The 22747-nt window shown below is 62.6% G+C and carries 22 protein-coding genes; 17 read left to right on the plus strand and 5 right to left on the minus strand.

Translation table 11 applies throughout. The features are described from left to right. Nucleotides 1-53: 53 nt before the first annotated feature. Together M0639_RS06665 and M0639_RS06670 are read left to right on the plus strand one after the other, a co-directional pair. The gene (locus M0639_RS06665) at nt 54-1637 is read left to right on the plus strand and encodes an MFS transporter (protein ID WP_064074633.1); all 1584 of its coding nucleotides are present in this window, start codon (nt 54-56) and stop codon (nt 1635-1637) included. 23 nt (nt 1638-1660) lie between these two features. Continuing rightward, on the plus strand, nt 1661-2305 hold the full coding sequence (locus tag M0639_RS06670) for an FMN-dependent NADH-azoreductase (RefSeq protein WP_007726694.1): 645 nt from the start codon (nt 1661-1663) through the stop codon (nt 2303-2305). A 19-nt stretch (nt 2306-2324) separates the two neighbouring features. On the opposite strand, the gene M0639_RS06675 is transcribed toward M0639_RS06670, so the two are convergent. Then, nucleotides 2325-3329, minus strand: coding sequence for a TIGR03617 family F420-dependent LLM class oxidoreductase (locus M0639_RS06675; protein ID WP_042452226.1), 1005 nt, complete (start codon nt 3327-3329; stop codon nt 2325-2327). After that, nucleotides 3326-3901: a hypothetical protein gene (locus tag M0639_RS06680; protein ID WP_039972689.1), complete on the minus strand. Its 576-nt coding sequence runs from the start codon at nt 3899-3901 to the stop codon at nt 3326-3328. The genes M0639_RS06675 and M0639_RS06680 overlap by 4 nt, the downstream gene beginning before the upstream one ends. A gap of 262 nt (nt 3902-4163) precedes the next feature. Between M0639_RS06680 and dnaK the strand changes: the two genes are divergently transcribed. The 9 genes from dnaK to M0639_RS06725 all read left to right on the plus strand — a co-directional run bounded on the left by dnaK (nt 4164) and on the right by M0639_RS06725 (nt 14492). Then, on the plus strand, nt 4164-6017 hold the full coding sequence (gene dnaK, locus M0639_RS06685; RefSeq protein ID WP_064074634.1) for a molecular chaperone DnaK: 1854 nt from the start codon (nt 4164-4166) through the stop codon (nt 6015-6017). Beyond that, a complete protein-coding gene (grpE, locus tag M0639_RS06690; protein ID WP_003944430.1) occupies nt 6014-6610 on the plus strand; it encodes a nucleotide exchange factor GrpE in 597 nt (198 codons plus the stop codon). The genes dnaK and grpE overlap by 4 nt, the downstream gene beginning before the upstream one ends. A gap of 22 nt (nt 6611-6632) precedes the next feature. After that, the gene (gene dnaJ, locus M0639_RS06695) at nt 6633-7805 is read left to right on the plus strand and encodes a molecular chaperone DnaJ (RefSeq protein ID WP_003944329.1); all 1173 of its coding nucleotides are present in this window, start codon (nt 6633-6635) and stop codon (nt 7803-7805) included. Then, on the plus strand, nt 7802-8212 hold the full coding sequence (locus M0639_RS06700) for a heat shock protein transcriptional repressor HspR (RefSeq protein ID WP_003944355.1): 411 nt from the start codon (nt 7802-7804) through the stop codon (nt 8210-8212). Before dnaJ ends, M0639_RS06700 begins: the two co-directional genes overlap by 4 nt. A 332-nt stretch (nt 8213-8544) precedes the next feature. Next, nucleotides 8545-9759, plus strand: a complete 1215-nt coding sequence (locus M0639_RS06705) for an ABC transporter substrate-binding protein (RefSeq protein WP_064074635.1) — start codon at nt 8545-8547, stop codon at nt 9757-9759. Next, nucleotides 9756-10613 (plus strand): branched-chain amino acid ABC transporter permease, encoded by an 858-nt coding sequence (locus M0639_RS06710; RefSeq protein ID WP_007726703.1) that lies wholly within the window; start codon nt 9756-9758, stop codon nt 10611-10613. Before M0639_RS06705 ends, M0639_RS06710 begins: the two co-directional genes overlap by 4 nt. 1 nt (nt 10614) lies before the next feature. Further along, nucleotides 10615-12465 (plus strand): branched-chain amino acid ABC transporter ATP-binding protein/permease, encoded by a 1851-nt coding sequence (locus M0639_RS06715; RefSeq protein WP_003944379.1) that lies wholly within the window; start codon nt 10615-10617, stop codon nt 12463-12465. Beyond that, nucleotides 12465-13184 (plus strand): ABC transporter ATP-binding protein, encoded by a 720-nt coding sequence (locus M0639_RS06720; protein WP_003944438.1) that lies wholly within the window; start codon nt 12465-12467, stop codon nt 13182-13184. The genes M0639_RS06715 and M0639_RS06720 overlap by 1 nt, the downstream gene beginning before the upstream one ends. A gap of 132 nt (nt 13185-13316) precedes the next feature. After that, nucleotides 13317-14492, plus strand: a complete 1176-nt coding sequence (locus tag M0639_RS06725; RefSeq protein ID WP_064074636.1) for an NADH:flavin oxidoreductase — start codon at nt 13317-13319, stop codon at nt 14490-14492. Nucleotides 14493-14583: 91 nt separating this feature from the next. Here M0639_RS06725 and M0639_RS06730 read toward each other — a convergent pair whose 3' ends face one another. Continuing rightward, nucleotides 14584-15045 (minus strand): hypothetical protein, encoded by a 462-nt coding sequence (locus M0639_RS06730; protein WP_007726708.1) that lies wholly within the window; start codon nt 15043-15045, stop codon nt 14584-14586. Between the two features lie 176 nt (nt 15046-15221). On the opposite strand from M0639_RS06730, the gene M0639_RS06735 reads away from it, so the two are divergent. Then, nucleotides 15222-15881 (plus strand): response regulator, encoded by a 660-nt coding sequence (locus M0639_RS06735; protein WP_007726710.1) that lies wholly within the window; start codon nt 15222-15224, stop codon nt 15879-15881. Between the two features lie 7 nt (nt 15882-15888). Here the strand turns inward: M0639_RS06735 and M0639_RS06740 are convergent, their stop codons facing one another. Then, entirely contained in the window at nt 15889-16329 is a 441-nt protein-coding gene (locus tag M0639_RS06740; RefSeq protein ID WP_047269511.1) for a hypothetical protein, read from the minus strand. Nucleotides 16330-16656: 327 nt separating this feature from the next. Between M0639_RS06740 and M0639_RS06745 the strand changes: the two genes are divergently transcribed. From M0639_RS06745 to M0639_RS06760, 4 genes are all read left to right on the plus strand, one after another. After that, complete coding sequence (locus M0639_RS06745; protein ID WP_007726712.1) at nt 16657-18282, plus strand: flavin-containing monooxygenase; 1626 nt, start codon at nt 16657-16659, stop codon at nt 18280-18282. Then, nucleotides 18279-19076, plus strand: a complete 798-nt coding sequence (locus tag M0639_RS06750; protein WP_064074637.1) for a mycofactocin-coupled SDR family oxidoreductase — start codon at nt 18279-18281, stop codon at nt 19074-19076. The genes M0639_RS06745 and M0639_RS06750 overlap by 4 nt, the downstream gene beginning before the upstream one ends. A 4-nt stretch (nt 19077-19080) precedes the next feature. Then, entirely contained in the window at nt 19081-19911 is an 831-nt protein-coding gene (locus M0639_RS06755) for a mycofactocin-coupled SDR family oxidoreductase (RefSeq protein ID WP_064074638.1), read from the plus strand. 99 nt (nt 19912-20010) lie between these two features. Then, on the plus strand, nt 20011-20313 hold the full coding sequence (locus M0639_RS06760; RefSeq protein ID WP_007726715.1) for a hypothetical protein: 303 nt from the start codon (nt 20011-20013) through the stop codon (nt 20311-20313). A gap of 186 nt (nt 20314-20499) precedes the next feature. Here the strand turns inward: M0639_RS06760 and M0639_RS06765 are convergent, their stop codons facing one another. Further along, nucleotides 20500-21933 carry an FAD-dependent oxidoreductase gene (locus M0639_RS06765; protein ID WP_054187130.1) on the minus strand — a complete coding sequence of 478 codons (1434 nt, stop codon included), beginning with the start codon at nt 21931-21933 and terminating at the stop codon, nt 20500-20502. A gap of 423 nt (nt 21934-22356) precedes the next feature. On the opposite strand from M0639_RS06765, the gene M0639_RS06770 reads away from it, so the two are divergent. After that, complete coding sequence (locus M0639_RS06770; RefSeq protein WP_228232503.1) at nt 22357-22668, plus strand: STAS domain-containing protein; 312 nt, start codon at nt 22357-22359, stop codon at nt 22666-22668. The last annotated feature ends 79 nt before the right edge of the window (nt 22669-22747 follow it).

Consider the following 22747-nt stretch of genomic DNA (forward strand, 5'->3'; position numbering starts at 1 on the left):
ATGATCCGGACATAACTCCCAGGTTCGGGTCCCACCTCGATGGGAGCACGCGCATGGCGAGTGACATCAAGTCCGCTTCACCGGATCGAGCCACCCTCGTCCTGGGGACGCTCATCCTGGTCGCTGCGGTCGCGAACCTCAATCTCTCGGTCGCGAATGTCGCTTTGCCCGATATCGGGCGGGCTTTCGACGCCAGTCAGACGCAACTGAACCTGATCGCGGTCGGCTACTCGCTGGGCCTGGCCGGAACGGTGCTCTACCTGGGGGCCTTGGGAGACCGATACGGCCGCAAGATGTTGCTGGTCACCGGCATGGCGCTGTCCATTCCGGCGTCGATCGTGGCGGGATTCGCCGGGAACTTCGAAGTGCTGTTCCTCGCTCGGATAGTCGGAGGCGTCTCGGCAGGTCTGGCGTTCCCGACCACGCTGGCAATCATCACGGCGTTGTGGGCCGGACCGGCACGAACCAAGGCGATTGCCATGTGGTCGGCAATCGGTGGCGCGATTTCAGCACTCGGTCCGATCGTCTCGGGGGCGCTGCTCGAGCAGTTTCACTGGGGTTCGGTCTTCTTCGTCACCCTTCCCTTGGCCCTTGTGGCACTGATCTGTTCCCTGGTGTTGGTTCCCGCTCACGTCAACGAGACGACCGAGCGAGTCGATCACCTCGGCGGCATAGTGTCGATTGTCTTCATCGGGGCTCTGGTGTTGTCCATCAACTTTGCGCCGGTGAAGGGTTCGGGCACGTTGGCTCTGGTGCTCGGGGCGATAGCAGTTGTCGCGGGTATCGGGTTCTTCCTGCAACAGCGACGCGCGGCCAATCCGCTGTTCGATCTTCACGTAGCTGCGCGCCCGACCTTCTGGGTCGCGGCGGTGGGTGGGTTGGTCGTGTTCGGTTCGCTCATGGGCGCGATGTTCATCGGCCAGCAGTTCCTGCAGAACGTCCTCGGGTACTCGACGCTGGCAGCCGGTGCGGCGATCATTCCGGCTGCGCTGGCGATGGTGATCGTCGCGCCGCGCTCGGCGACCATGATCGAAAGGTACGGCGCCCGCGTCACGCTGCTCGCCGGCTACCTGTTCGTGGTTCTCGGGTTGTTCGTCGCGCTGTTCCTGTGGAACGAAAGCACACAGTATTGGCAGGTCGCGCTGGCCTATGCGCTTGTCGGCATCGGCGTCGGTCTGGCCGGCACACCGGCATCGCGTTCGCTGACCGGATCCGTTCCCGTGCACCGCGCTGGTATGGCGTCGGGAACCTCAGACCTGCAACGCGACCTGGGCGGCGCCATCATGCAGTCGATTCTCGGCGGAATACTCACGGCCGGGTACGCAAAATCGTTGGGAAATGCGATCTCGTCCTCGCCGAACGCATCCGAAGTGACTCCCGAAACTCAGGCCGCGCTCACCAAATCCTTCTCCAGCGCCGAAGTTCTCGCGGAACGCTACCCGCAATACGCGGAGCAAATCATGACCGCCGCCAAAAACGCCTTCCTGGACGGGGATACAAACGCCTACATCGCGGCGATCATCATCGTGTGTGCCGGTGCCGCGGTGGTGACGTTCTTCTATCCGCGTCGCGAGCGCGAACGAGTCCTGCTGGCGCAGTACGCGGCGGAATCCGATCTAGCCGCGGAGAAGAGTTGAGCGCGCTCTGGTAGTGATGAGGGATGCCACAGCTACTTCACATCGATTCGTCCGCCGAACTCCACCACTCGACCTCACGTGATCTGACCGCACTGTTCGCTCAGCAGTGGTCGAAGAACAGTCCGGATCACACGACGGTGACGTTGGACCTGCACCGGGATCCCTTGCCGCACCTCGCGGACGCGGCCCTGCACTATGCACCACGCTTGCGAGTCGAGGGCGAGATTCCGGATCCCGCCGCGGAAGCACTCCAGGCTCGGGTCATCGAGCAACTTACCGCTGCAGACGTCGTCGTGATCGGTGCGCCGATGTACAACTGGTCGATCCCGTCCACGTTGAAGGCGTGGATCGACTACGTACACGTCCTGGGGACTACGGTCCCTTTCGACACGCGTACTCAGCCTCTGGCAGGTAAGCCGGTGGTGATCGTCTCCAGCCGCGGAAACACCTATGCGCCGGGCTCGGGAAACGAGGCCAACGATCACACCGTCCCGCCACTCGTTCAGGTGCTCGGGGTGTCGATGGGAATGGATGTCTCCGTCATCACCGCGGAACTGACTTTGGCGCAACGTATTCCGGCAATGGCACCTCTGATCGAGCAGGGTGACGCGAGCCTGCGTGCTGCCCGGGAATCGTTGACCGAGCTGGCCCGTACCTTGGGGGCCTGATCAAGAAGTTCGACCGGGTTCAGGTGAGAGACGAGATCATCGACGCCACGTCTGACGGTTCTACGTCGTAACCGGGGAAATAGCAGCACACTTCGTCGGCATGTTCGCCGAACCGCCGCCGAATCTCGGTGGCGCACTCTTCGGGAGTGCCGACGACGGCGAGTGTGGTCAGCATCGGATCGGTGATCAGCGACGCCATCTCGGTGTAGCCACCTCGCTTCGACAGGGCATTGAGTTCCGGTTGGACCTCGCCCCACCCTTCGACGTCGAGCACCGGACGGTATGCGGGCGTCGAACCGTAGAACGAGAGCAGGGCTCGGACGCCTCTGGCGGCCGCGGCAAGTTGATCGTCGCCGCGGCCGACGCCGACGATGACCTGCGGGATGATCGTGAATTCGTCTCGGGTGCGGCCGGATTCGCGAAGACCGGCATCGACGGCCGGAAGTGTTCGTTCGAGGAAATGACGTTGCGTGTGGAACGGCATGACCAGTAGTCCGTCGGCCACCTCGGCAGCCGTCCTGGTCATCACCGGTCCGAGCGCACCCATCAGGATGGGCGGCGGCCCATAGGGGTTGGGGCCGGGATCGAACGTCGGAGGCATCAACGTGTGGGTGAAGAACTCGCCGCGGAAGTTCAGCGTCGAGGTGTTCTCCCACGCAGTGAAGATCGCCTTGACCGCTGCGACCGTCTCCTTCATGCGGGCCGCCGGACGCGACCACGTTGCGCTGTAGCGTTTTTCGATGTGCGGTTTGATCTGCGATCCGAGACCCAGTCGAAAGTGGCCGCGACTGAGCAACTGCAGGTCGTTGGCCGAATGCGCCAGATGCATGGGACTGCGGGGGAATGCGATGGCGACGTTGGTCATCAGGTCGAGGTCGACGGCCGATGCTGCTTCGACGAGCGGGAAGAACACGTCGTGTGGTCCCTCGAACGTGAACAGGCCACCGGCGCCGGTCTCCGCGAGTTCACGGCTACGAGCAGCGCCCGCGCCCGGCGCGGAGTCCAGTTGTACGTGAACCTTCATCGGCGTCCCCGCAGCCAGGTGCTGACACCGGGAGCGAACGGAGCGATCGCCGCCACCGCGACCAGGGCGCAGTAGAGAATCGGACCCCATCTCAGAACTCCGGCGCCGATGTCTGCTGCGCCGTCGACCAGAGACATGAAGCCGAGTCCGGCCGCGATGCTCACGACTCCCACGATCGCCGTCATCACCCGCCCGGCGTTCTTGCGTGCGCGGAGGAGTTGAAGGCTCATGAGTGCGAGCAGGACCAGGACGAGAGCGCCGCCGCCGCTGCCGGCGAGTACGACGGTCACGGCATCGGAGATGTCGGTGGACGAGTATCCGGGATTGTCGCGCGCAGTCGATTCTTCGAGAGCCGACCGGACGTCGTCGAGGCTGGTGACTACCACTCCGGCGATTCCGGCCAGGACGACGAACGAGCCGATCCAGGCAGAGGTGGACAATGTCACGGCTTTGGGTGTCTCGTCGCTCGCTGCAGGTCGGAGCGGCCGAACCGAGACGTCGGGTCGCTCGGGTGCCGGGCGTGGAGGTGACGGGCGAGGAGGTCGAGCGGGAGAATTGTCGGGATCGGTCACCGGCCGATCGTAGCCATTCGGAGAGATGCGGAAGTGATGTGGCGCACTTTTTCGGCTTTTCGGGGAAGGCGGGAACAAATCTACGTGGGCTGTAGTTGACCATTTCGACAAGCTTGAGCGCCCTCGGCTCAACTTCAAGTTGACTCTCGGCCACGGTCGGAGGCAAACTTGAGCGGAGGACGCTCACCAAGCGAAAAACTCGCGGTCATGTTCGAGATCAACCACTCGGGCAGAGAACCGCAGAACGAAAGGTAGGAACACTATGGCTCGTGCAGTCGGTATCGATCTCGGTACGACCAACTCGGTAGTTGCAGTGCTGGAGGGCGGCGAGCCAGTAGTGGTCGCCAACGCCGAAGGCTCACGTACCACCCCCTCGGTGGTCGCATTTGCCAAGAACGGCGAGGTTCTCGTCGGTCAGCCCGCGAAGAACCAGGCAGTCACGAACGTCGACCGCACCCTCCGCTCCGTCAAGCGCCACATCGGCACTGACTGGAACGTGGAAATCGACGGCAAGAAGTACACGCCGCAGGAAATCAGCGCCCGCACGCTCATGAAGCTCAAGCGTGACGCGGAGGCTTACCTCGGCGAAGACATCACCGACGCCGTCATCACCGTCCCCGCGTACTTCGAGGACGCACAGCGTCAGGCAACCAAGGAAGCCGGCCAGATCGCCGGCCTCAACGTCCTTCGTATCGTCAACGAGCCCACCGCGGCTGCACTGGCATACGGACTCGACAAGGGTGACACCGAGCAGACCATTCTGGTCTTCGACCTCGGTGGCGGCACCTTCGACGTCTCCCTGCTCGAAATCGGCGACGGTGTCGTCGAGGTTCGCGCAACCTCCGGTGACAACCACCTCGGTGGCGACGACTGGGACGAGCGCGTCGTCGCTTGGCTGGTCGACAAGTTCAAGGCTCAGAACGGCATCGATCTGACCAAGGACAAGATGGCCCTGCAGCGTCTGCGTGAGGCTGCGGAGAAGGCGAAGATCGAGCTCTCCAGCTCGCAGAGCACCTCCATCAACCTCCCGTACATCACGGTCGACGCGGACAAGAACCCGCTCTTCCTGGACGAGCAGCTCACCCGCAGCGAGTTCCAGAAGATCACCTCGGACCTGCTCGATCGCACTCGTGCGCCGTTCCAGGCAGTGATCAAGGACAGTGGAATCGCCGTCAAGGACATCGACCATGTCGTGCTCGTCGGTGGCTCCACCCGTATGCCGGCCGTCTCCGATCTGGTTCGTGAACTGACCGGTGGCCGTGAGCCCAACAAGGGCGTCAACCCGGACGAGGTCGTCGCCGTCGGCGCCGCACTCCAGGCCGGTGTGCTCAAGGGTGAGGTCAAGGACGTTCTGCTCCTCGACGTCACGCCGCTTTCCCTCGGCATCGAAACCAAGGGTGGCGTGATGACCAAGCTCATCGAGCGCAACACCACGATCCCCACGAAGCGTTCCGAGACCTTCACCACCGCTGACGACAACCAGCCTTCGGTGCAGATCCAGGTCTTCCAGGGTGAGCGCGAAATCGCTTCGCACAACAAGCTGCTCGGCTCCTTCGAGCTCACCGATCTGCCGCCCGCCCCGCGTGGCGTTCCGCAGATCGAGGTCACCTTCGACATCGACGCCAACGGCATCGTGCACGTGACGGCGAAGGACAAGGGCACCGGCAAGGAAAACACGATCAAGATCCAGGACGGCTCCGGTCTGTCCAAGGAAGAGATCGAGCGCATGGTCAAGGACGCCGAGGCTCACGCCGAGGAAGACAAGGCCCGTCGCGAAGAGGCAGAGGTTCGCAACCAGGCCGAGTCGCTGGTCCACCAGACGGAGAAGTTCGTCAAGGAGCAGCGTGAAGGTGAGAACGCGGGCAAGGTCTCCGAGGAGATCCTGACCAAGGTCGAGGCAGCGGTCAAGGACGTCAACGACGCCCTGGCAGGCACCGACATCGCTGCAGTGAAGACCGCAGTGGAGAAGCTGGGCACCGAGTCGCAGGCTCTGGGCCAGGCCATCTACGAGGCTTCCGCTGCAAACGAGGCCGGAAACACCGACGGCGCAGGCACTGACGACGACGTCGTCGACGCCGAGGTTGTCGACGAGCCCACCGACTCGGACAAGAAGTGACCTCGGACAACCCCGAGAACAACCCGGTCGACCCCGAGACCGGTGCACAGGGAGAGGCGGCGGGGGAATCCCTGCCGCCGCTCGACTCGGAAGACACAGGGGTAGTTCAGGAAGCAGAGTCGATCGTGGAGGAAGCATCCGCCACCGATCAGCTCGCCGAACGGACTGCGGATCTGCAGCGACTTCAGGCGGAGTTCACCAACTACCGTCGTCGCGTCGAGCGTGACAAGCAGGTCATCAAGGAAACCGCGCGGGCTTCGGTCATCACCGAGCTCATCGGAATTCTCGACGACCTGGATCGCGCTCGGGCACACGGTGACCTCGAATCGGGTCCACTGCGTGCACTCGCAGACAAACTCAACACGACTCTGACGGGTCTGGGTTTGACCGACTTCGGTAGCGAGGGTGACGATTTCGATCCCGCACTCCACGAAGCGGTGCAACATGAAGGCGAAGGCCACGATCCGGTACTCGGGACGGTCATGCGCAAGGGATACAAGCTCGGCGACCGGGTCCTTCGGACCGCAATGGTGGCCGTGACGGACCGGGTAGGCGACAAGCCTGCAGACGGTTCAGAACAAGAAGCGAAGTAAGAGTGAGAGGAGGAGACGCCCAGTGAGTCAACGGGAGTGGATCGAGAAGGACTTCTACAAGGAGCTGGGCGTCTCGTCCACCGCGACGGCCGACGAAATCAAGAAGGCGTATCGCAAGCTGGCTCGGGATCTTCATCCCGACGCCAACCCTGACGATGCGAAGGCCGAAGAGCGTTTCAAGTCCGTCAGTGAAGCTCATGCCGTTCTGTCTGATCCGGACAAGCGCAAGGAGTACGACGAGGCTCGGCGCCTCTTTGCCAGCGGCGGCTTCGGCCCCCGCGCGCAGGGCGGCGGCGGATTCAACCCCGGCGCTGGTGGTTTCGACATCAACGACCTGTTCGGCGGCGGGGCCGGTGGGCAGGACTCGGGTCTCGGAGACATCTTCGGCGGATTGTTCAACCGCGGGGGAGCGGGCCAGCGAACAGCTGCGCCCAACCGCCCGCGTCGAGGCAAGGATCTCGAGACCGAGACGACGCTCGCCTTTCGTGAAGCAGCGCTCGGTGTCACCGTCCCTCTTCGTCTGACCAGCCCTACGTCGTGCACCACGTGTCACGGCAGCGGCGCAAAGCCAGGCACCAGCCCGCGAGTGTGCCCACATTGCAACGGAACCGGCGTGGTCAGCCGGAACCAGGGCGCCTTCGGATTCAGTGAGCCGTGTGACGATTGCCGGGGAACCGGCTCGATCATCGACTCGCCGTGTGAAGACTGCCACGGTAGCGGAGTCACCAATCGCACACGGACCATCACGGTTCGCGTGCCTGCCGGTGTGAGCGACGGTCAGAAGATCAGACTCAAGGGCAAGGGCGAAGCGGGACTCCGCGGCGCTCCGGCCGGCGACCTGTTCGTCAACATCCGCGTCAAGCCGGACAGTGTCTTCGGACGCAACGGCGACGACCTGACACTGACGGTTCCGGTGAGCTACGGCGAGCTGGTGCTGGGAACGACACTGTCCGTGCCGACTTTGGAAGGCCGTGTCGGAGTGAAGGTTCCGGCTGGAACGGTGGACGGACGCATTCTGCGAGTTCGCGGACGCGGTATCCCCAAGCGGCCGGACGGTGCCGGTGACCTTCTGGTCACGGTCAAGGTATCCGTTCCGCAGAAGTTGGACGACCCGGCGATCGAAGCGCTGAAAACCTATCTCGAAGCCGAGAAGGCGAGCGGGTTCGATCCACGGGCCGGGTGGGCCGGTGCATGATGACAGAGCGACCGCAGAATCAATGGGATGCGACGGTCGATCCTGACGCTCAGATCTTCGTGATCTCGGTGGCAGCCGAGTTGGCCGGAATGCACGCGCAGACTTTGCGTAACTACGACCGACTCGGGTTGGTCACCCCGCATCGAACCACCGGTGGCGGACGACGCTACTCCCCGCGCGATGTTGCGCTTCTTCGTGAAGTACAACGGCTTTCGCAGGACGAGGGAGTCAACCTTGCCGGAATCAAACGAATCATCGAACTGACCAACCAGGTCGAGGCTCTGCAGCATCGCGTCCGCGAATTGGCCGAGGAGATCGCGAAAGTCCATGCGGGCTATCGCCGGGATCTCGTGCCGATTCCGCGCAACAACGCGTTGGTGGTCTGGAAGCCCCGCAACCAGCGATAGTCGGACCTTTACACAAACGGCTCCACGCCCTGTCGGATTCATTTCGTCGAATCCGCCAGGGCGTGGAGCCGTTTCGGCGTTTCCACCCAGCGGGAAGAGATCTGTCGACGCCGCCTCAATGTGCATAGCGTCCGCTTCCATGACTCCACTTTTCAGCGTTTGACGTTATCCAGATCACATTCTATGCTCCATCCCAAGCAACTGCTTGCTAGATCATCAAGCGGGTGCTTGGTTGGCTGGTGCTCGAAATCAGGCACGTCCACCGGCCGATCATTCTTTCGTCAGGTATTCGCCTGACGTTCGGTGCATACATGTGTTCTAGGAGTGCAGACATGAATCGTCGGCCCATTCTTGTTGCGGCAGTTGCCGTGACGGCTCTGGCTCTTGCAGGGTGCAGTGGTTCTTCGGAGTCCGACGGAGGTGCGGACTCGCCCTACCGTGTGCTGCTGACCGGCGGGATCAGCGCACAGGGAGTCCTCGCGGCTAATTCGCAGACCTCGCTGCTCGCCACCAAGGCGGGCGTTCAGGTCCAGAACGAAGCCGGGGGGATCGGTGGCCGTCAGATCGAGCTCACTACGGTGGACGACGCGGGTGACGCAACCATCGCCGTCACCAAGCTGCGCGAAGCCATCAATTCGGGGAACAAGCCTGACCTCTACCTGAACTCGGGTCCGTCGTCGATCGCGGCTGCGGTTCTGCCGATCCTCAAGCAGAACAACATTCTCTCGATGAGCATGGCTCCCTCGCCCGATTCGACGGACCCCTCGAAGTTCCCGCTCAACTTCGATCTGGCTCCGGGTGCGACCGATACCGCTCGCGGAATTTCCGAGTACGCGAAGTCCAAGGGTTACAGCAGCGTCGGAGTCTTGCACGGCAGCACCGCTTACGGTGAGCTGTTCGGCGAAGAAATGACCAGTGCTTTGCAATCCGCAGGTCTGAAGGCCGCCGGTAACGAGGAGTACGACGCCGCCGCTTTGGACATGACGGCGCAGTTGCAGTCGCTCAAGAATTCGGGTGCCGCGGCAATCGCCTTGGATGCGTACGGCGCTCCTCTCGGATACGTGTTGCAAAGCCTCGAGCGACTCGGCTGGGACGTGCCGCTGGTCGGAAACACCTCGGTGTCTGCCACCAACCTGATCGCGAATGATCCGCCGGCCGGTGTGCTCGGCACCCCGCAGGTGAAGAACCTGGTGACGCAGGTGTTCAGCAGCACGGTGTTCGATCCGAACAACGCACTCGTCAACACTATGGTGGACACGATGGCTTCGCTGGGCTCCATCCCGTCGACGCTGATCCTCGCGGACAACTACGACGCATTCCCCCTCGTCGCGGCGGCAGCGGAGAAGGTCGGCAGTTCGAGCGATCCGAAGAAGCTCGCCGAAGCACTGGAAACCACTGAGGTCCAGGAGAATGCCAAGACCGCCTTCCTCTCGCGCTACAACTTCAGCTCCGACAACCACGGCCCGAACCCGGACACCAGCGAGCTGAAGTTCATCAGCCCGACGAAGATCCTCAACGGTCAGTTCGGAAACCCGGCTGCGTCATGACCATTCTGTGGTCCGGATTGGCGCTCGGCGCGGTTTACGTGCTGGTTGCCATCGGGTACAACATCGTTTTCGTTTCCTCCAACACATTCAACTTCGCTCAAGCTCAGCTGATGATGGTGGGCACCTTTGTCGCCTACACGGGTCTGGTGACCCTGAAACTCCCCGTTCTCGTGGTGGCCGTCATGGCTACCGTGACCGTGATGCTCCTCGCCTCGGTCGAGGAGATCGTCGCGATCAGACCGGTGGCCGATCACCAGAACCAGTTGGTCACGACGTTGGGTGTCGCAACTCTGCTCAACGGCGCCACTCAATTGATCTGGGGTAGTGAACCTCTCACGGTTCCGTTCTTCGGATCGAACGAACCGATCACCCTGCTCGGCGGCCGTACCTACCCGGTCGAGATCGCTCTGCTGGTTGCGGCGATCGCACTGGTCGTCGGGTTGAGTTACGTCTCGAAGAAAACGATGACGGGTCTGGCTCTGATCGGCATCTCCGAGGATCGTGAAGCGGCGATGCTGCGAGGAGTCAACGTACGACGGTTGGCACTGGGAGCGTTTGCCTTCTCGGGTGCCTTGGCCGGTGTCCTCGGACTCTTCGTCGGCCCCAAGACGTTTGCAGTTGCGACGTTGGGTGCAGCGTTGGCCCTCAAGGGATTCGTGGCGTTGGCGATCGGCGGGTTCGGCTCTCTGCCTGGCGCTTTGATCGGCGGTCTGACCGTCGGCCTGGTGGAATCGTTCACCGCCCTGTGGGCGGGAAGTCAGTACAGCAATATCGCCGTCTTCACGGTGCTGATCGTCATCTTGATGGTCAAACCGGCTGGACTGTTCGGCAATGTCCGAGAACGGGTGGTGTGAGATGGTAAGTGCGTGGCGGACTTTCCGTTCCCTACCGAGCTGGATCATCCCACTCGTCCTGGCCGTGGTGATCCTGCTGCTGCCCGTGATGGGACTCGACCTGTCGACATCACGTCAGATTCAATTGGCCTGCATCCTGGCACTTGTGGTCAGTGGCCTGAACTTGAGCCTCGGCTTTGCCGGTGAACTGGCACTCGGCCAGGCAGCGATGTACGCGGCCGGTGCCTACACCGCGGGTCTGATGTCCCAGGCAGGTCACACCGACATTCTGCTTCAGCTTGCTGCCTCCGGAGCAGTGGCACTGGCGGTCGGAATCCTGACCGGTGTTCCCGGTCTGCGCCTGGGCAACTGGTCCCTGGCGATGACGTCGTTCTTCCTGGTTCTGCTGGTACCGGACGTACTGGCGATCTTCGGTGGCAAGACCGGCGGCCGAAACGGCCTCACCGGTATGGAGCCGCCGACGTTCTTCGGTTCCGAACTCGACACCCAGCAGTACTACATGGTGGTCGTCGTCGTGACCGTGCTCTGGTTCGCGGTGATGCGTAACCTGGTGGTCTCGCGGCACGGCATCGCGTTCCGCACGCTCAAGCAGTCGCCGGTTCTGGCGTCGTCGCAGGGTGTATCGGTGTTCCGGATGAAGCTGCTCGGTTATGCCATCGGTGCGTTCCCCGCCGGTCTGGCGGGTGCGCTGTTCGCCAACACCGACCTGTTCATCTCGCCGGAAGCCTTCGGGTTCACCTTTGCCACAGCAGTTCTGGCGGCGTCGATCCTCGGCGGTGCGGCAAGTGTGTACGGCGCCGTGGTCGGTGCCGCGATCATGCAGCTCGGTCCCAACCAGTCGACGGCGTTCCAGGAGTATTCGCTGATCTTCTATGGCGGCTTCCTGATCATCGGCGGTGTGCTTCTCTCCGGGGGTTTGACCAAGGTCGGGCGAGCGATCGTCTCGAAACTCGATCGCAAGGCCGGCCTGGGCGTAGTCACTGCAAAGGAAAACAGCGGTGGGACACCGGAACTGGCGCCGATCAACGGAGCACGGTTGGTGGTCGACGGAGTGTCCAAAGCGTTCGGTGGCAACCAGGCGCTCAATGCGGCAACCCTGACCGCAGAGGCCGGTAAGGTCACCGCGTTGATCGGGCCCAACGGTTCGGGTAAGACGACCATGCTCAACATGATCTGCGGCTTCTACACCGCAGATGCGGGCGTGATCACGATCGGTGACACGGTGGTCTCGCAGTCGTCGCCGCACAAGGTGGCGCGCGTGGGTGTGGCGCGCACGTTCCAAACTCCGACGATTCCGGAAAACATCACGGTTCTGGAAGCTGTTGCATCCGGACGTTATTCGGTGCACCGAGCGTCGATGGCGTCGGCTGTGCTTCGCCTGCCCAGCTTCCGCAGGATCGCGAAGGCCGACATCGTCGAGGCCGAGCGTGTCCTCGAACTCGTGGGGATGTCGCACTTGCGCAACGAGATCGCGACGTCGCTGCCCCTGGGGATGCGTCGCATGCTCGAGGTTGCTCGCGCCGTCATCGCCGAACCGAGGGTCGTCCTCTTCGACGAGGTGGCATCCGGACTCGACGAGGACGAACTCGAACGCCTGGCAGATCTGATCCGGGTACTGCGAGATGCCGGGGCGACAGTGGTGTTGGTGGAGCACAACTTCCGCCTCGTCCTCTCGCTGGCCGACGAGATAGTCGTGCTGGCGCAAGGGCAGGTGATCGCCACCGGCGATGCGGCAACCATCGAACATCACCCACGCGTCTTGAGCGAGTACCTCGGAGTCAAGTCCGGTGACGAAGAAGCACTTCTCGAAGAAATCGGCGCGGTAGACCATCAGACCAGTGAGGTGAAGTGATGGAACCGATTCTGAAGGTCCGAAACTTGCAGACCGGGTACGGCGATCTGCGCGTCGTCTGGGATGTCTCGTTCGACGTCTATCCCGGTCAGGTGACCGCCCTGCTCGGACGCAACGGCGCAGGCAAGACGAGCACGCTCCGTGCCCTGTCCGGCCTCAACAAGGTGGCCTCCGGAACCGTCGAGATGGACGGCGCCGACATCACCGGAGTCCCCGCGCACAAACGGGTACGACAGGGGATGGCGTACGTGCAGGAGGGCAAGCGGGTCTTCCACAAGCAGACCGTCGAGCAGAACCTCCTGCTGGGCGGGTACACCCGCAAGGCAAAGCGCGGCGAGCTTATGGAATCCGTCGAATCGATGTACGAGATGTTCCCGATCCTGGGGGAGAAGCGTTCGCTTCCCGCCGGTTCCATGTCGGGCGGTCAGCAGCAGATGCTCGCGATCGGCGCAGCGCTGATGGCGCAGCCTAGGTTGCTCCTTCTCGACGAACCTTCGGGCGGTCTCGCTCCCGTGATCGTCGGTGAGGTGATGGACCGCGTCCAACAACTCAAGGAAACCGGCCTGGCTGTTCTACTGGTCGAGCAGGCAGTCGAGGCCGCGATGAGCGTCGCCGATCATGTGACGGTCCTCGACATCGGCAAGGTGGTTCTCGACGCCGACGCCAAGGACATCGACGACCTGGCAGTGCTCAAGGATGCGTATTTCGGACGCGTCTGAACGGCAATGACGGCTTCAGCCCGGCCACCTCGGCCGGGCTGAAGCCGTTTCCCGCTCCGTGGCACGGGCCCTAGCCGGCTCGGGGCCATCGATCTACCGTCCTGCAAACAACTCCCGCGAGAGGCAAACTCGATGACCACTGCTCCCGACGTGCTCGCCCCGGCGAAGCTCGGCCCGGTGACCCTTCGAAATCGAATCATCAAGTCCGCGACATTCGAAGGCAAAACTCCCGACGCCCTGGTCACCGACGAGCTGATCGAGTTCCATCGTCGCCCAGCCGCCGGCGGAGTCGGGATGTCCACCGTCGCGTATTGCGCCGTCGCACCGGAAGGGCGCACCGAATACGGCCAGCTCTGGATGCGGCCCGATGCCCTCCCCGGGCTTCGGCGGCTCACCGATGCCATTCACGCCGAAGGTGCTGCTGCGTCGGCGCAGCTCGGCCATGCCGGTCCCGTGGCGAATCAGAAGTCGACCGGACTGCCCGCGCTGGCACCGTCGAGTTCGTTCAATCCGTTGAGCATGAGGATGATTCGCACTGCCACGACAGCGGACATCATCAGAATTGCGGCCGCGCACGGGAGCGCTGCGCGACTTGCCGTCGAGGCAGGATTCGACGCCGTCGAGATCCACTTCGGTCACAACTATTTCGCGAGCTCGTTCCTGAGCCCGAAACTCAACCGTCGTAAGGACTCCTACGGCGGATCGCTGGAGAACCGGGCTCGCGTCGTACTCGAAACTGCACGCAGTGTGCGCGATGCCGTCGGTGACAAGATCGCGATCTTGGCCAAGCTGAACATGGACGACGGTGTGCCAGGCGGATTCTGGGTGGACGAAGCAATCCAGGTGGCGCAGTGGCTCGAAGCATCCGGAAGCGTCGACGCGCTCGAGTTGACGATGGGCAGTTCACTGCTCAACCCGATGTACCTGTTCAAGGGCGATGCGCCGATCCGCGAGTTCGCCGCCGCGATGCCGCAACCTGTTCGACTCGGTGTGCAATTGGTGGGTAAGAGCATGTTGCATACCTATCCGTACAAGCCGTTGTTCATGCTGGAAGAGGCTCGGCAGATTCGTGCTGCGGTGAAGTTGCCGCTCGTGCTGCTCGGGGGTGTCACGGACAAAGCGGGCATGGATACCGCAATGGCGGAAGGGTTCGAGTTCGTCGCCATGGCACGGGCGCTGCTCAGAGAACCGGATCTGATCAATCGGATCGCGGCCGAATCCGATACCCAATCACTGTGCATCCACTGCAACAAGTGCATGCCCACGATCTTCAGTGGCGCCCGCTGCGTGTTGGTCGAACGCGTCTGAGCTGGTCAGCGCACACCACGTCCCGACATCCATGCGGATACCGGGTCGTGGGCCGTAGCGGATCAAGTTCGTGGTTGCATCAACGCTTGGTTCAGTTCTGCGTGAAGACGTCGTAGGAGGCGTTCATCGTGGGGTAGCCGGTGGCCATGTAGTCGGTGAGGATGACGTGCGTCGGGTCGCCGATGATGCGAGTCCCGTCGAGGGTGGGGTTGCCGACGTAGTTGTTGGCAGCCATGACCGTCTGGACGCCGTCGGCGACGTTGTAGGTGACGTCGACACCGATACCGCGGGGATCGCTGCTGTAGGCGGTGACGATCTCGGTGGTGTGCGGGGCCAGGTAGGAGCGCGGGCCGTTGATCCACTGTCCGTAGGGGTTGGACGCGCTGTCCAGCAGCATCGGGTTGTCGGTGTTGTTGGTGATGGTCATGGCAACCGTCGGGCCGTCGGTGGGCATGGTGCCGGCGTTGGCGATCGCTGCGGTTCCCAGTGCGGTTCCGCCGACAGCGAGGGCGATTGCGGTGACTGCTACGAAGCGAGTGGTGTTGGTACGCATGATGTCTGCTCCTGGGATGGTGTGTGGTTGCCGTTCTCGGCGATGAATCAATCTTGTCGCGAATGAGTGCTGCAGTATGTCCGCCGACGGGGCCGTGGCGGGGTTGAATCTCTTGTCCCCCGATCGGGGGAGACGTAAGTGCTCGCATTGCTGGTACGGGCGTGAGAAAGTGAGCAATGCGCGAAGGCACGAAGCCGCTGGCCGGCAAGGTTTCCGTGGTGGTCGGCGACGATCACCCACTGTTCCGTGAGGGCGTGGTTCGGGCTCTGACCGGCAGTGACAGCATCGACGTCCTGGGCGAGGCCGACGACGGCGCAGCAGCGCTCGCAATGATCCGCGAACTACGCCCGCAGGTCGCGCTGCTCGACTTCCGGATGCCGCACCTGGATGGAACTCAGGTCGCCGCCGCAGTCGTTCGAGACGAGCTTCCGACGCGTGTGCTTCTGCTCAGCGCTCACGACGAATCGTCTGTCGTGTACCAGGCCCTGCAAGCCGGTGCTGCCGGATTCCTGCCGAAGGAATCCACTCGCGCCGAGATCGTGAGTGCCGTGCTCGACTGTGCTGCGGGACGAGATGTGTTGCCGCCCAGTATCGCCGCCGGATTGGTAGGAGAGGTTCGGCGTCGTAGTGAACCGTCCGGTCCGACGCTCAGCGCGCGCGAACGCGAGGTTCTCGGATTGATCGCGCAGGGCGCCAGCATCCCGGCCATTGCCTCACAACTCTTTCTTGCGCCCTCCACCGTCAAAACCCACGTGCAGCGCCTCTACGAGAAACTCGGAGTCAACGATCGAGGCGCCGCCGTCGCCGCTGCAATGCGGCAGGGATTGTTGGAGTGAGCAAGCGTCACCGAAGCACGTACGTGACGTTCATGGCCGGGTAACCCGAGGTCATCGTCACCGTGACGTCGTGGCTGTCGGGGGCGTACGTACCTCCGGCATCCGCCCTGGTCTTCGAGTTGGTAGCACTGAAGACAAACACCCCACCGTCGTCGGAGCGGTACGTGAGCACGATGGGGAAGTCGTTCTGGTTCTTGCTCGTGGCCACAACGTTCACGTTCATGTTGGGGAGGATGTAGTCCGCCGGCGGGACGACCCAGTCGCCGTTCGGGTTGGATGCGTCGACCAGATACAGGGCCCCGCGACCCGAATTGCTGATCATCGCCGTCGTGACGGATGTGTCGGTCATCGACTTCACCGTGTTCGCACCGGCGGAGCGGGCAACCAGAGCTGCCATGCTGAGGCCGGAGAAGGAAAGTGCTTCAGGTCGAATTGTGTTGGTGCTCATCATGTTCTCCTCGATTTGTCGGTCTCGGTGACCGAGTGTTTCTGTGATGAGACAACTATGGCCCCGAAATCCCTTCGGGTCTGTCCACCTACGGGTCCGAGTGCTGGACGACATCGCTGTCCCCCGATCGGTGGACACAGCGCTCTCCGCCCACCCAGTGTCATGGGGTGGAGGCTTCGCCCACCCAGTGTCATGGGGTGGAGGCTTCGCCCACCCAGCGTCATGGGGTGGAGGCTCCGCCCACCCAGCGTCATGGGGTGGAGGCTCCGCCCACCCAGCGGGAGAACCTGTTCCTCTACCATTCAACCCACTCGTAGCGTGGCCACCATGACCGATCCTGACTTCTCCACCGCACCACTCGACGTCGTAGTCATCGGCGCCGGCGTCGCCGGCATGTACGCCATGCACCGACTTCGCGAGCAGGGGCTGCGTGTCCACGGCTTCGAGGCGGGCTCCGGAGTGGGCGGCACGTGGTACTTCAACCGCTACCCGGGCGCACGCTGCGATGTCGAGAGTTTCGACTACTCCTACTCGTTCTCCGAAGAGTTGCAACAGGATTGGGACTGGAGCGAGAAGTACGCCGCGCAGCCGGAGATCCTGTCCTACCTCGATCACGTCGCCGATCGCTTCGACCTACGCAGTGGGTTCACTTTCGATACCCGTGTCCTGAGCGCACAGTTCGACGAGGACTCGTCGACGTGGCGAGTGCACACCGACGGTGGTCATGACGTCACCTCGCGGTTCGTGGTGTGCGCCACGGGCAGCCTCTCGACCGCGAACGTTCCGAACATTGCAGGTCGCGAGACTTTCGGCGGTGAGGTCTTCCACACCGGCTTCTGGCCGCACGAGGGCGTCGATTTCACCGGCAAGCGAGTGGGAGTGATCGGCACCGGATCGTCGGGCATCCAGTCCGTTCCGTTGATCGCCGAGCAGGCCGATCACCTCTTCGTGTTCCAGCGGTCCGCGAATTACAGTGTGCCGGCGGGAAACACGCCTCTCGATGACAAACGACGCGCAGAGATCAAGGCCGACTACGCCGAGCGTCGAGCGCTGTCCAAGCGCAGTGGCGGTGGATCTCCGTTCGTTTCGGATCCTCGCAGCGCGCTCGAGGTATCCGAGGCCGAGAGAAACGCGGCCTACGAGGAGCGGTGGAAGCTCGGCGGTGTCCTGTTCGCCAAAACCTTCGCCGACCAGACCAGCAACATCGACGCCAACGCGACGGCGGCCGCATTTGCCGAGGCCAAGATCAGATCGGTGGTCGAAGATCAGGCCATCGCCGACCTGCTGATCCCGAACGACCACCCCATCGGGACCAAGCGGATCGTGACGGACACCGACTACTACCAGAGCTACAACCGTGACAACGTGAGCCTGGTCGATCTCAAGAGCGCACCGATCGAGGCAATCGACGAGGCCGGGATCAAGACGACCGACTCGCACTACGAACTCGACGCATTGGTGTTCGCCACCGGTTTCGATGCGATGACCGGGGCACTCGATCGCATCGAGATCCGTGGCCGCAACGGCGAGACCTTGCGAGAGAACTGGCATGCGGGTCCGAGAACCTATCTTGGTTTGGGAGTTCACGGCTTCCCGAACCTGTTCATCGTCACCGGCCCGGGCAGCCCGAGTGTGCTGTCCAACATGATTCTCGCTGCCGAACAGCACGTCGACTGGATCGCCGACGCGATCAACCACCTCGATTCGGCGGGCATCGACACCATCGAGCCGAGTGCCGAAGCCGTGGACAACTGGCTCGAGGAGTGCTCACGCCGGGCGTCGGCAACATTGTTCCCATCCGCGAACTCCTGGTACATGGGAGCCAACATCCCGGGAAAGCCGAGGATATTCATGCCCTTCATCGGAGGCTTCGGTGTCTATTCCGACATCTGTGCAGACGTGGCAGCAGCGGGATACCGAGGCTTCGAGCTGAACAGCGCGGTGCACGCATGAGCCGGCTGGAGGGCAAGCGGGTGCTCGTGACGGGTGCTGCCGGCGGAATGGGACGCTCACACTGTGAGCGGCTCGCCGAGGAAGGCGCGTCCGTGATCGCGTTGGATGTCGAACAGGCGCAATCGGGGTTGGCGGAAACCGCTCAGGCAGTGCGTGATCGAGGCGGTGTCGCGGTCACCGGTGTGGCGGATATTCGGGACTTCGACGGTCTGGCCGCCGTCGTGGCCGAGTGCGTTACCGAACTCGGCGGGTTGGACGTCGTGGTCGCGAATGCAGGTGTGTACGACACGCCGGGACCGTCGTGGACCATCGATCCTGCAGTGTGGAACCGCTCGCTGGACGTCAATCTGACCGGGGCGTGGCACACCGTCAAGGCCTGCGTTCCGCACTTCGGTGACGGTGGATCCGTCGTTCTGGTCAGCTCGACAGCGGGAATCAAAGGTATTGCCGGAGCAAGTCATTACAGCGCAGCCAAGCACTCCGTGGTGGGCCTGGCCAGAACGCTGGCCAACGAGTTGGGGGCGCAGAGTATCCGCGTCAACTCCGTGCATCCGGGTTCGGTACGTACCCCGATGATCATCAACGAGCGAGTGTTCGCGAACCTGTGCCCGGACATCGAGAATCCCACCGAAGCAGACGCTGCTGCAGTGCTCAGCGCTCGCAACTTGCTGCCCGTTCCCTGGGTCGATCCGGTGGACGTCAGTAATGCGGTCCTGTTTCTCGCATCCGCGGAGTCCCGCTACATGACCGGCTGTCAGTTGGTTGTCGACGCCGGCCTGACCCAGAAAGTGTGAATTGATGACTTCTCGATTGGAAGGCAAGATCGCGCTGATCACGGGTGCGGCACGAGGAATCGGGCGGGCTCAGGCCGTGCGTTTTGCCGAAGAGGGCGCGGACATCATCGCGGTCGACGTGTGCACTTCGGTGGAAACCACAGTCACGCCGCCCGCGACGGAGGCCGATCTCGATGAGACAGTGGCGCAGATCCGGGCGCTGGGGCGAAAGGTCGAATCTGCGGTAGTGGACGTTCGGGATCTCGAGGCACTACGCAGTGCCGTGGACTCGGCCGTCGGAACGCTCGGTGGTCTCGACATCGTCTGCGCTACAGCTGGTATCACGTCCTCCGACGGGGCCCTGACCATGTCGGAAACGATGTGGCAGACCATGCTGGACGTCAATCTGACCGGCGTGTGGCACACCACGACCGTCGCGGCTCCGCACTTGATCGCGCGGGGCGGGGGATCTATGACACTCACAAGCTCCATCGCCGGACTTCGGGGGCTGGTCGGAGTCGCGCACTACACCGCAGCCAAGCATGGAGTCGTTGGTCTGATGCGTTCGCTGGCAAAGGAACTGGCTCCGCACAACGTACGCGTCAATACGGTCCATCCCACCAACGTCGACACCCTCATGATTCAAAATTCGTTGGTGCGCGGCAAGTTCCGCCCCGATCTCGAGAACCCGACGCGCGAAGAATTTGCTGCCGCAGCGATGACGATGAACATGCTCGCCATTCCGTGGATCGAACCGGTGGACGTAGCGAACGCTGCTCTGTTCCTGTCTTCCGACGAGGCTCGCTACATCACGTCGGTCGCCCTGCCGGTGGATGCAGGAAGTTCGTCCCGCTGAGGTTTCGAACAGCTGAAATCTTGAACAGCTGAGGTTTTGACACGCTGAGTTCCGCCACGGTGTGTAGCGTCGGTTTCACCTAACCGAAAGGCGTATACCGTGGCGGAACGGCGCTATCTGGAAGTCACCGTCGGGACCAACATCGTGATGGTCCTCGACCACCGCACGGTGGAGGTCTTCGACCGCACCGCCGCGAGCACGAGCGAAGTGGCTCGTTGGCATGTCGAACACATTGCGGTGAAGGCGAAACCGTCGAAGTCGGGACTGAAACTCACCATCGGGAACAGGCTCGCCGACGACTCGATCGCGGTAGCGGGTCCACGGGCATCGCTGACTGTTCCGCCGGAGAACGAGGCAGCCGTCATCGCGTTCTTCGACGAGGTCAAGGCTGCTCGGGTGTGAATCGGCAGAAGACCTTCGGCGCGGATGATTCGGGTTCTCTAGTCGAGCACGTCGTGCGCTGCCACGATAGCGTCCCGGTACGAATCCCGGTTTCATCCGGCGCAGAGGATTCATCTGCGTGACGATCGACCACAACTGACCAGCCACGTAATCGTGCGTGGCTAGTCAGTCGAAAGGCCGGCGATATCAAGCTTTACGCGCGGCGGCATGGGCCCCGGCGACACGGCCGAATGCGAAGGCGTCGGCAATGTGGAATCCGCCGTCCTTCGCCGCGCTGTAGGTGGAACTGACCGCGCCCGCGGCGTAGAGGCCAGGAATTGGATTGCGGGCAGTATCGAGTACGCGGGAATGACCGTCGCGGCGCGGCCCACCGCTACTCCATCCCAGCAGTGGCGACCCGGAGACGGCGTAGAACGGAGCGGTAGCCACCGGGGCCAAAGTTTCGGGATTGCGGCCGAACGAATGGTCGATGCCGTCCGCGCACGCCTCGTTGTAGCGTCGCACGCTCGTTTCCACGACTGTTGGGTCCAGTCCGAGTTTCTCGGCGAGTTCGGCGAGCGTGTCCGCCTTGAGGATCCATCCCTTGTCGATCTCGGCTTGATTGTCCGAGCTCCACTCGTACCCTTCGTCGAGAACCCTGTGGCCGACGGGCAGTGCGTCGCGGCCGGGGCTCAGCTGTCCGGCCAACCTCATCGTCTCGTCGAAGACGACGTTCATCGGTTGCACCGGAAAGTGTTGGTAGGAACCCTCTCTGAACACATGACCATGCCGCATTTCGGCTGACTCGTCGGTGAAGCGTCTACCTTCCCGGCTGAGGAACACATAGTTGTGCGCGTTCCACAGTGCGAGGAAGAATCCAGTCGGATTTTCGAGGTCGCCGGGAATTCCCGTAATGGTCATCATGTTGTTCATGTGCCACAGATCGGCGCCCACGGCCTGTGCCATGCGGTGACCGTCGCCGGTTGCCGATGGTGAGCCCCAGATCTTCGGATTCTCCAGACGCAAGTAGTCGCGCACCATCGTCGGATTTGCTTCGAATCCTCCGGTGGCAAGGATGACGCCCCGGCGTGCCTGGATCTGCGAAGTCTTTTCACCCGAACGGATCTCGACTCCGGTCACCGCTCCGGATTCATCCGTCAGCAGTCCGGTGGCTTCGGTGTCGAATAGTGTTGTGACGCCGCGTTCAGCGAGAGCGGAGACGAGGAACCGGTAGAGAAGTTCATTGCCCATCTTCCCTTCGACGGTGTCCATCCCTGCGTAACAAGAACTTCCGTCAAGTTCGGCGAACTCTGCCGCGGAATGGAAATCGCCGGTCATCGCTACAGTTGCACCCAGACTGCGGATCCAGTCGGACAGTCCGTGAGTGTTCTCGGCCCAGGCATCGATGACGTCCTCGGCAACGGGGAACTCCCCGTTCAACGAACGCAGGAAGGTTCGGGCGGCAGCGGGGTCCTGGTTGACGAACCATCCACTGCCGGACAGTCGAGTGTTGCCCCCCGCGGAATCAGGTCCGCTCTTTTCCAGAATCACGACCGATGCGCCGTCGGCGTGCGCTTGGAGCGCTGCGGCCGATCCGGCAGCGCCCGATCCGATGACGAGTACGTCGACAATGTTATCCATGTCACAGAAGGTATTGCGGAATGGTGGTGCGGCGAACCCACCTTCCCGATGAGCGAGAAAGCCAGTGGTCGACGCCGCAGAGACGTCGCCCCGCAGGCACGTCGGGGGCCAGGCGAGGTAGCGGTTCAGTGCGTCGGGGGTGGCGCCAAAAGTGCGATATCGCGCTGTGACGTTTTCGAGACCCTAGCGTTATAGATGTGGTTGTGTCGGCGAAACCTGCCGGTGGCAGAGTTCGTCTGGAACGCAGTGACCGACACGGTTGGTTATCCGACGCACAGTGATTCATCGCTGATTCGAGCGGTGGGGCACGCCGAGTCCAGACAAGAGGCTTTCATGACTACGATCAACGAACGTTCTTCAGCTGCAAATGTTCTCGATCTCTTTGACAGCGCCGGCCGAGAAGGGCATCGGTACAGTATCGACGTGGAAAGCTACACCCCTTCGTATGCGGTACTGAGACTTGCCGGAGAATTGGACATGGGTCAGCGGGTGGAATTGGTGCACGCGCTCGACCGACTTCTCCTGGTCGGAACCGATATTCACGTCGATCTCTCCGGCGTGACCTTCATGTCGTCCGGAGTGGCGAATGCCGTTGTCGATGCTGCGGGGCGTGGCAACAACCGCATTCGCTTGTTTGCCCCGACGCGAGCGGTCTCCATGATCTTTCAGGCTCTCGGCGCCTCCGAACTCATTGCGGGCGATGCCACGTCGACTGCTGATGCTCTCGGTGCTTGAGCCGGAAACAACTCCCACGAACGATGTGAAGTGAGCAGTGCTCGATACGCGTTGACTTGGTATCTGGTCTGATCTGCGT

It is taken from the genome of Rhodococcus qingshengii JCM 15477 (assembly GCF_023221595.1).
Taxonomy (GTDB): Bacteria; Actinomycetota; Actinomycetes; order Mycobacteriales; family Mycobacteriaceae; genus Rhodococcus_F; species Rhodococcus_F qingshengii.

What these genes read in the sequence shown, in the direction of transcription:
- M0639_RS06665 (WP_064074633.1), top strand. Translation starts at nt 54, where the DNA reads ATGGCGAGTGACATCAAGTCCGCTTCACCGGATCGAGCCACCCTCGTC.
- M0639_RS06670 (WP_007726694.1), top strand. Translation starts at nt 1,661, where the DNA reads ATGCCACAGCTACTTCACATCGATTCGTCCGCCGAACTCCACCACTCG.
- M0639_RS06675 (WP_042452226.1), bottom strand. Translation starts at nt 3,329, where the DNA reads ATGAAGGTTCACGTACAACTGGACTCCGCGCCGGGCGCGGGCGCTGCT.
- dnaK (WP_064074634.1), top strand. Translation starts at nt 4,164, where the DNA reads ATGGCTCGTGCAGTCGGTATCGATCTCGGTACGACCAACTCGGTAGTT.
- M0639_RS06700 (WP_003944355.1), top strand. Translation starts at nt 7,802, where the DNA reads ATGATGACAGAGCGACCGCAGAATCAATGGGATGCGACGGTCGATCCT.
- M0639_RS06705 (WP_064074635.1), top strand. Translation starts at nt 8,545, where the DNA reads ATGAATCGTCGGCCCATTCTTGTTGCGGCAGTTGCCGTGACGGCTCTG.
- M0639_RS06710 (WP_007726703.1), top strand. Translation starts at nt 9,756, where the DNA reads ATGACCATTCTGTGGTCCGGATTGGCGCTCGGCGCGGTTTACGTGCTG.
- M0639_RS06715 (WP_003944379.1), top strand. Translation starts at nt 10,615, where the DNA reads ATGGTAAGTGCGTGGCGGACTTTCCGTTCCCTACCGAGCTGGATCATC.
- M0639_RS06720 (WP_003944438.1), top strand. Translation starts at nt 12,465, where the DNA reads ATGGAACCGATTCTGAAGGTCCGAAACTTGCAGACCGGGTACGGCGAT.
- M0639_RS06725 (WP_064074636.1), top strand. Translation starts at nt 13,317, where the DNA reads ATGACCACTGCTCCCGACGTGCTCGCCCCGGCGAAGCTCGGCCCGGTG.
- M0639_RS06730 (WP_007726708.1), bottom strand. Translation starts at nt 15,045, where the DNA reads ATGCGTACCAACACCACTCGCTTCGTAGCAGTCACCGCAATCGCCCTC.
- M0639_RS06735 (WP_007726710.1), top strand. Translation starts at nt 15,222, where the DNA reads ATGCGCGAAGGCACGAAGCCGCTGGCCGGCAAGGTTTCCGTGGTGGTC.
- M0639_RS06740 (WP_047269511.1), bottom strand. Translation starts at nt 16,329, where the DNA reads ATGAGCACCAACACAATTCGACCTGAAGCACTTTCCTTCTCCGGCCTC.
- M0639_RS06745 (WP_007726712.1), top strand. Translation starts at nt 16,657, where the DNA reads ATGACCGATCCTGACTTCTCCACCGCACCACTCGACGTCGTAGTCATC.
- M0639_RS06750 (WP_064074637.1), top strand. Translation starts at nt 18,279, where the DNA reads ATGAGCCGGCTGGAGGGCAAGCGGGTGCTCGTGACGGGTGCTGCCGGC.
- M0639_RS06755 (WP_064074638.1), top strand. Translation starts at nt 19,081, where the DNA reads ATGACTTCTCGATTGGAAGGCAAGATCGCGCTGATCACGGGTGCGGCA.
- M0639_RS06765 (WP_054187130.1), bottom strand. Translation starts at nt 21,933, where the DNA reads ATGGATAACATTGTCGACGTACTCGTCATCGGATCGGGCGCTGCCGGA.